Origin of the sequence: Gordonia sp. (in: high G+C Gram-positive bacteria) (assembly GCF_049647785.1) — a bacterium.
Lineage (GTDB): Bacteria > Actinomycetota > Actinomycetes > Mycobacteriales > Mycobacteriaceae > Gordonia.
The window spans coordinates 1-6,299 of sequence record NZ_JBARYI010000046.1; the positions used below are offsets into that span (position 1 = coordinate 1).

General features: G+C 53.6%; 5 protein-coding genes. All 5 read right to left on the bottom strand.

Annotated elements, in window-relative coordinates; genetic code table 11:
- Positions 1–273: 273 nt before the first annotated feature.
- Positions 274–2,376 (bottom strand): hypothetical protein, encoded by a 2,103-nt coding sequence (locus WBA38_RS06990; protein WP_424322374.1) that lies wholly within the window; start codon positions 2,374–2,376, stop codon positions 274–276.
- Positions 2,377–2,616: 240 nt separating this feature from the next.
- Positions 2,617–3,009 carry a hypothetical protein gene (locus WBA38_RS06995; RefSeq protein WP_424294899.1) on the bottom strand — a complete coding sequence of 131 codons (393 nt, stop codon included), beginning with the start codon at positions 3,007–3,009 and terminating at the stop codon, positions 2,617–2,619.
- A gap of 492 nt (positions 3,010–3,501) precedes the next feature.
- Positions 3,502–4,194: a hypothetical protein gene (locus WBA38_RS07000; protein WP_424322375.1), complete on the bottom strand. Its 693-nt coding sequence runs from the start codon at positions 4,192–4,194 to the stop codon at positions 3,502–3,504.
- 31 nt (positions 4,195–4,225) lie between these two features.
- Positions 4,226–5,779: a hypothetical protein gene (locus WBA38_RS07005; protein ID WP_424322376.1), complete on the bottom strand. Its 1,554-nt coding sequence runs from the start codon at positions 5,777–5,779 to the stop codon at positions 4,226–4,228.
- A 65-nt stretch (positions 5,780–5,844) separates the two neighbouring features.
- On the bottom strand, positions 5,845–6,299 hold a 455-nt coding region (locus tag WBA38_RS07010), incomplete at its 5' end, for a DUF4185 domain-containing protein (protein WP_424322377.1).

Here is a 6,299-nt window from a genome sequence, read left to right on the forward strand (position 1 = left end):
ACAGAAGCCAAAGCTGTCGCCTTATTCTCCGCAGAACCCAAGAGATAGTACGACTCCATAGACGCCCGCACCACCGCTCCAACCTGGGACGACAGATCCACGACAGATCCCCGTTGATCCCAGTTAAAGTACGGCACAGGCCAGTCACTTGAAGCTTGCGTGGTTGCCCCCTCATCGGCAGCATGAGGCTGTGCTGCACATCCAGTTGCCAAGAGCAGAAGGACCATCGACACCAACGCCAACTTCAAAGTCCGCAACCCGACAACACCGAAGTCAGTTATCACCGTTCCGATTTCCTTTCCGACGCCGCTCCTCTTGACTCTCCCTCCAAGACTCCTCACTATACCGGGTGATTTCGGTATCTTCCTCATAGTCGAGACCGTACCGGCCGTCGTAAAGCGTTATCGCCTCCTTGACTGGAATTCCGTGCTTTTCCAAGAACTTCTTTCGCGCTCCATCGAAATTCCCAGTCTGCCTATTCTCCTCCCACCCTGGAGCACCCTTTGCATATCGTGGGTTATCCCTATAAAACTGGCGTTCCAGTTCAGGATTTTCTGCAAAGAATGCATCAGTCGTCTTGTCGGTTATGTACGTACTCTTATCTTTCGTCGGCATCATCTGGGTTAGTACTGCTTTACTCGACTCAACTTGCGAAAGGTCTAGGACGCCCAGCGAACCCAACTTAAAGTACTCGGACCCTACGCCCAGGATCGACGCAGCAGGACTCCCCACTGCCGGAATCTCACCAACCGCCCCAAGCACAAATGACCGCCCAGCATCAAAATTAGCGGATTCCTTTGCGGCTTTGATGCTCGCTCGATACCGCTGTTTATCGATATCACTTGAGATAACTTTATCCACGGCATTCATCAAGGAATTATCCATCGCACCCGCGATCCTGATCGCATCAGCGCCGACGGCTCCCCGACCAAACTGTTCCACAATGTAGTCAGCTTGACTTCGCACGTGCTGGGTCACCGTCGATCCGGCCTCCACGTCTGTCGCAAGCACTGAAAGCAAGTCCGTAAATTGATTCTTTCCAGTAAGACCCTCTACACCAGGATAGATTTCTTTGCCAGCAGAATCAGCAATTTCGTAACCTGCAAGATCTGCATAGTACGGACTCAGCGACTGAGCCAACGTCCGAACCAATCCCGGTGAAGCATCACCGAGTTGCTTTGTTTTGGAGTCGCGGCCAAATCGATGGTTGAGCAATGAGTTGTTGGATAGCGCATGTGCAACATTGTTAGCCGCCGCTTGAACGGTTGGGTCGCGCGGATTCTTCTCGATTGACGAAAAGACCTTGTTTACACCAAATTGAGTGTTCACCTGGCCATTAATGAGGTCTTTCCCAGCCCAGTCATGCGTGAGCAAAGGGTCAATTATGTTTTTTCTCGAATTGGGTTGCGACAGGGCTTTCACAGTCGCCTGCTCGTCGTCACCCGAGACCGCGAGCATCTCATTTAAGGTATCACTGAAGAGGCCCTCAGTTCGATCATCGTCGAGATGCCTTGAGCCCAAGATAGCTCCAGCCTCTCGAACATCGTTCATCGCACTTGCGATCTCACCTGCTCGATATGTAAGTTGCTCGTCAATCGCAGAACTGGTTCTGTATCGCCGATCACTCGCCCCTAGTAAGTTTGCCAGATCCTTATAGCGGCGAATATCAGGGATGTCTGAACCCCAGGACTTGCCGGGGAACGGCCCAATCCCGCCGACCTGATTCGGATTCGTCCGCTCCCAGTCCTCGATGCTGACCGGCTTCGTGAGGGTATTCCGGACCCCCTTCGGGGGATTATCAATGCTACCGACCGGGCCTTTCTTACCCTGCCTAACCTGCTCGCTGGTCACCAAGTAAAGGCCCGCACTGATGCTCGCCTTTAATTCGGGATTCTTCTCTGTGAAGTCGATCAGTTGATCGGAATTGTCCCCATTGCCCGCAGCCTCCTTCAAGAAGGCTGTGATATACCTTGCCTTTTTGGAATCTAAGGTAACAATCTCGCCACGGTCTAGCGCTTGCTTTTGTTCTTCAGCAAGCTGCATTGCTGCTTGAATCCGCGCCGATGCCGCATCATAGCTACGCTTTGCGTTATCGTATTCGAGTTTCTTATTGCCATACTTAGCCAGATCTTCTTGATACTGCTTGTTTGTATCGGAATCTGCAGGTTTTTCTGGGAGCTGGGGTTCAGTTGGAGGACCATTGACTGTCGCATCTTTGTCGATCTTGGCCTGATCCTCAGGCGTTAATTTGGCGACTTCAGTGATACCAGGCTCGGAATCGTTATCTACGGGCTTCCCTGTTTTATCGTCGACCCCGTCCCCGTCCTTGTCGACAAAAGCCGAGATCTCGGTGTTCGGCTTTGCGACAATCTTCATCGGGATATGCCAGGCTCCCGGAGTCCCATCCGGTGCAGTCTCCGGGGGTGGGTTTTGAGGGTCCCCAGCAGCAGGTTTCGGGTTGGGCTCAGGATCTGTGAGAGTTGTCGTCGACACCGGCGTTGTCGGGGCTGGCGCAGCGGTCGGCGCCGGCTTGTCCGCCACAGGTGGCACGGTTACTTTTGTTGTTGGCGGATCCGCCATTATTCGCTCCCCACGAATCGAAATCTGGAAAAGATACTAGTTCCTGAGCCCAGGCGGACCAATCCACCGAGGGAACTGATCACCTCGAGGCAATCGAGCAGTAAAATAATCGTCCGGAAGATTCAACTGCTTCTGCATCCGCAATTGCCAAGAACGACACTCATCGATAAATTGCAAAACACCCGGCCCAGGAAGCACAATTTTCATCGGGTAAATCACGCCTATGCTCCAGCCACTGAACACATCCCAAGACGGCACGCGAATATCCGTTCCCGCAGCAACTTTCTGACCTTTGTCTGGAATTCCCGGGAGCCCTTCATTCTCCCCAAGACGCTCGAAAAGAATCTCAATAACATTTGCCGGATCCCTAATCGATGAACCACTCGCCAATTCGGGTTCAACCGAGTCGTCATAGTCAGGTGTATTCACAGCGAAGCTACATACCCGAGAGGTAAGGAACTTTCCCCGCATTCCTGTTGAAACGATGTGCGCAAAACGCGTTTCGTGCGCTGACAAATATGGGTCGTAAGGACGGCCCCCACCCCACCAAAGGAAAGGCTCCACATCCTTCGGCACCGGCACCGTAGATCGATCACGCGCCGCAAAATACCCGGGAAACAGATCGTCTCTCGGCCGCGCCATATACAACATTGCAGCTTCAATGGTCGCTCGCGTCAACTCACCATGTCGGGCCATCAAGTCCACTCCCTGGCCCGCCGACCATACAAAAGGACTGAAAATCGCAGGCGGTTTCACAACGGCCGACGTCGGAGCATGGCTTTGCTCTGGACCGGACGAACATGCCGACACGCCAACGAGTAGTGTAAGCATCAAAACTAGATTTCGAGCATTACGACGGAGACCGAATAAATTTCGGCGCGATTCAACGCTTTCAACGGGCATCAACTATCTAGGCTCCTACTATTCGCCGATCGCGAGGGCATCATCATACCTCTCAGAGTACAAATGTATATCATGGAACTCGATACCCGATTTTCCGGTCATATTGACTATGACCGAACTCGTGAGGTCTCCTGCATTTTTCGCCGAGACTTTCTCCTGCTGCGCAACTTTCGCGACCAGCCGATCGTACGGGAGTATTTTACCGGTCTGCTTGTCCAGATAGGGGGCATACGTCGCCAGATCTTGCCCCTTAAGCTTCTTTCGCAGGTCGCCGCTCGCGCTCAAAATCTGGTACTGCATTACATCCGAGGCCATCTTGGCCTTATCCGCAGTTCGGCGATTCGCCTCGACGGGGCCACTTATGAGCATCTTCTCGAGTATGGATTTGTCCTCGCCCGCCATCTTCATGCTGCCGGTCGTCTTCAGGGTATTAAATGCAGTCGTGCCAATCTTTGTGACCAACTTTGAACCCGGTATGAAATCGACCCCAAAACTCAAGGCCTCTACGAAATTCGTGGCCGCGTTGGTCTTACGCTGAGCAACTTCAGCGGCAGCCTTAGTAGCATCATTAAATTCGCGGTCAATCGCCGCGTTCATTCCATTGTCAAATAATCCAGCCAAGTGTCCCGACTTTTGTAGCCACAGGGATCCAGGTTTACCAGCCGCCATATCATTGCCGTAATATTGGTTCCACTCTTGCTGCTTCTGCATGACAGCAGATTGCATCCGCTCGCCCGCCTCTTTATCCGTATTCAGGATATCGAAGAGTCGCAACCGTCCGCTTGTCATCGTTCACAAATGCAGTCCAGCCCCGATGACGATTCCCTCGAGGCGGTGGCGCATCCATCATATCGTCGATATACGGGGCAAAAGACTTCGACAGCGCTCTTGCCAGATACGGATTAGCCTTCCCCAAAGTTGGCGGACCGTTAACGCCAACCAAATTAGTAAACAGCGGGAATCCCTGATCGGAAGTTGCGATATTGGCGGTGATACTCATAATTCTTGCCGCACGGTCAGCACGCGCAACATCCAACGGGTTCTTGCTATTATCGACATCGAAATCGGCGTCGTCGAATGAATACAGCTTGCCGATCGCTAAACCGTCATCATTCCAATTATGCGTATTTAGATCCTTAACGAAGTCGACGCCCGTTTCCTTATTTTCAAAAGCTTTTCGGACGGCCGATTTATCCAACGCCACCGCATCGATAAACGGCTCCGCGAGAGTCGTCTTCATGTGGTCGGGATAGAAAATATTCATCATCTTCCCATTGGGCGCTGCGACCCTCTGTTCAGGCATGAATGGTGGTTGTTTGCGGAAGTCCGAAGACTTGTCGATCTCAACCGCAAATCCAGGACTTCTCCACGAGCCCGCTTGCGCATCACGCTGGAGATCGAGATATCGCCGACCTGCGTCAAGAACGAGGTCATTGAGACGAGTTCCCGTCATATAACGGCGGGGGTTCTCGAGAGACCCCCTTGTTGACATCGCTGCGAGATCGGCAATCCAGACGTTGCGATCATAGTTATCTTTTCGAAGCGCCGTTTCTGGCTTCCCACCCTGAGGTTCGACGTCGATAGTAAGGTTATCAAGAGACGCCTGAAAATCCCGGGGGAGATTGTGTGCGCCGCCACGACGTTGGGCTTCTTTACCCACATTGGGAGTGACCGTACTGACGATGTTTTCATCAGTTGTCCACTGCATCATTTTGGATATCGGTAATTTCAGATTCGGATTCTTATCCAAGATCTTCCGCGTATTGTCGACGCCATTCCCGCTCTTGCCCGCCAAACCTTGGAGAAGAAGCGTCGCGTAATCGTACTGAGTTCGGTCAACATTGGCATCGAGTCCCGCATCAGCGAGATTTAGCGTCTTGTCGGGCAGGTCCGCGTACCTGTTGACACGCCGGTTTACCGCGTCAATCTGCTCAGGCGTCGCAACCCCTTTGCCGTCGGGTGACTGGCCATTTAAGACATTAAGATCCTCTGTGACAATCGCTTGTGTATCGACATTGGCGGGTATGTTGCCTGTTTTGAGGTCGTCCTCCGGAATCGTTTCCGACGCCGGTTCCTTCTTTTTAACGATGAGCAGGATATCGCCGCTCCCGAAATGACCGGTCGGGGCCTTCTCGGGCTCCTGAGTCGTCGTTGGGTTTGAATCGACGGTTGTTTTCGGATCAGGCTGCGTGGACTGTGGGAGTTGATCGGCAGGCGTAGGCGTCGCATCTGCCCCCGGTGCCACCACAGTCGGAGGAGGCACGACCTTCTTCGGTGTCGTATCCGGACTTGTCATTAGACGCTCCCCACTTCTCAAAATTCGGACAAGAACGCAACCACACGTCCTGACACCGCCCCGGCCTAGCTCGGCTTGTTCGGTGCCTTCGGGTTCGGTGTGCCGCCGCCCATCGAGTCGGGCAGGCGGAGATCGAACGTCGGAGCTGGCAGGTCCGGTGCAGGTCCTGCGGGCAAGCCCTGACCACCCGGCAGCGGGATGGCGGGGCTACCCGGGCGAGGACCCGGAACGCCCTGACGCGTCACCGTCGTATGCATCAGGTAGACGTTGTAGCTCGACCACTGCGACATCGTGAAGAACAAGTCATTACCGGTGCTCGACGGGTGAATGTTCGCACCGTAAATCGACGGGTAGTTCTTGCCCGAAGCGATCACGCGTGCATCGGTCCACGGGCCCATCGGGTTGTTTGCCTGACGCAGCACAATGCCGTTATGGAACACGTCGGTCGAAATCATCAGCCACTGACGCAGCGACGAGTTGTACTGCACCGACACCTCACCAACACCACCGGAAACGATCG

Coding starts and splice junctions, on each gene's coding strand:
- WBA38_RS07005 (WP_424322376.1), bottom strand. CDS start 5,779: ATGACAAGTCCGGATACGACACCGAAGAAGGTCGTGCCTCCTCCGACT.
- WBA38_RS07000 (WP_424322375.1), bottom strand. CDS start 4,194: ATGCAGAAGCAGCAAGAGTGGAACCAATATTACGGCAATGATATGGCG.
- WBA38_RS06990 (WP_424322374.1), bottom strand. CDS start 2,376: ATGAAGATTGTCGCAAAGCCGAACACCGAGATCTCGGCTTTTGTCGAC.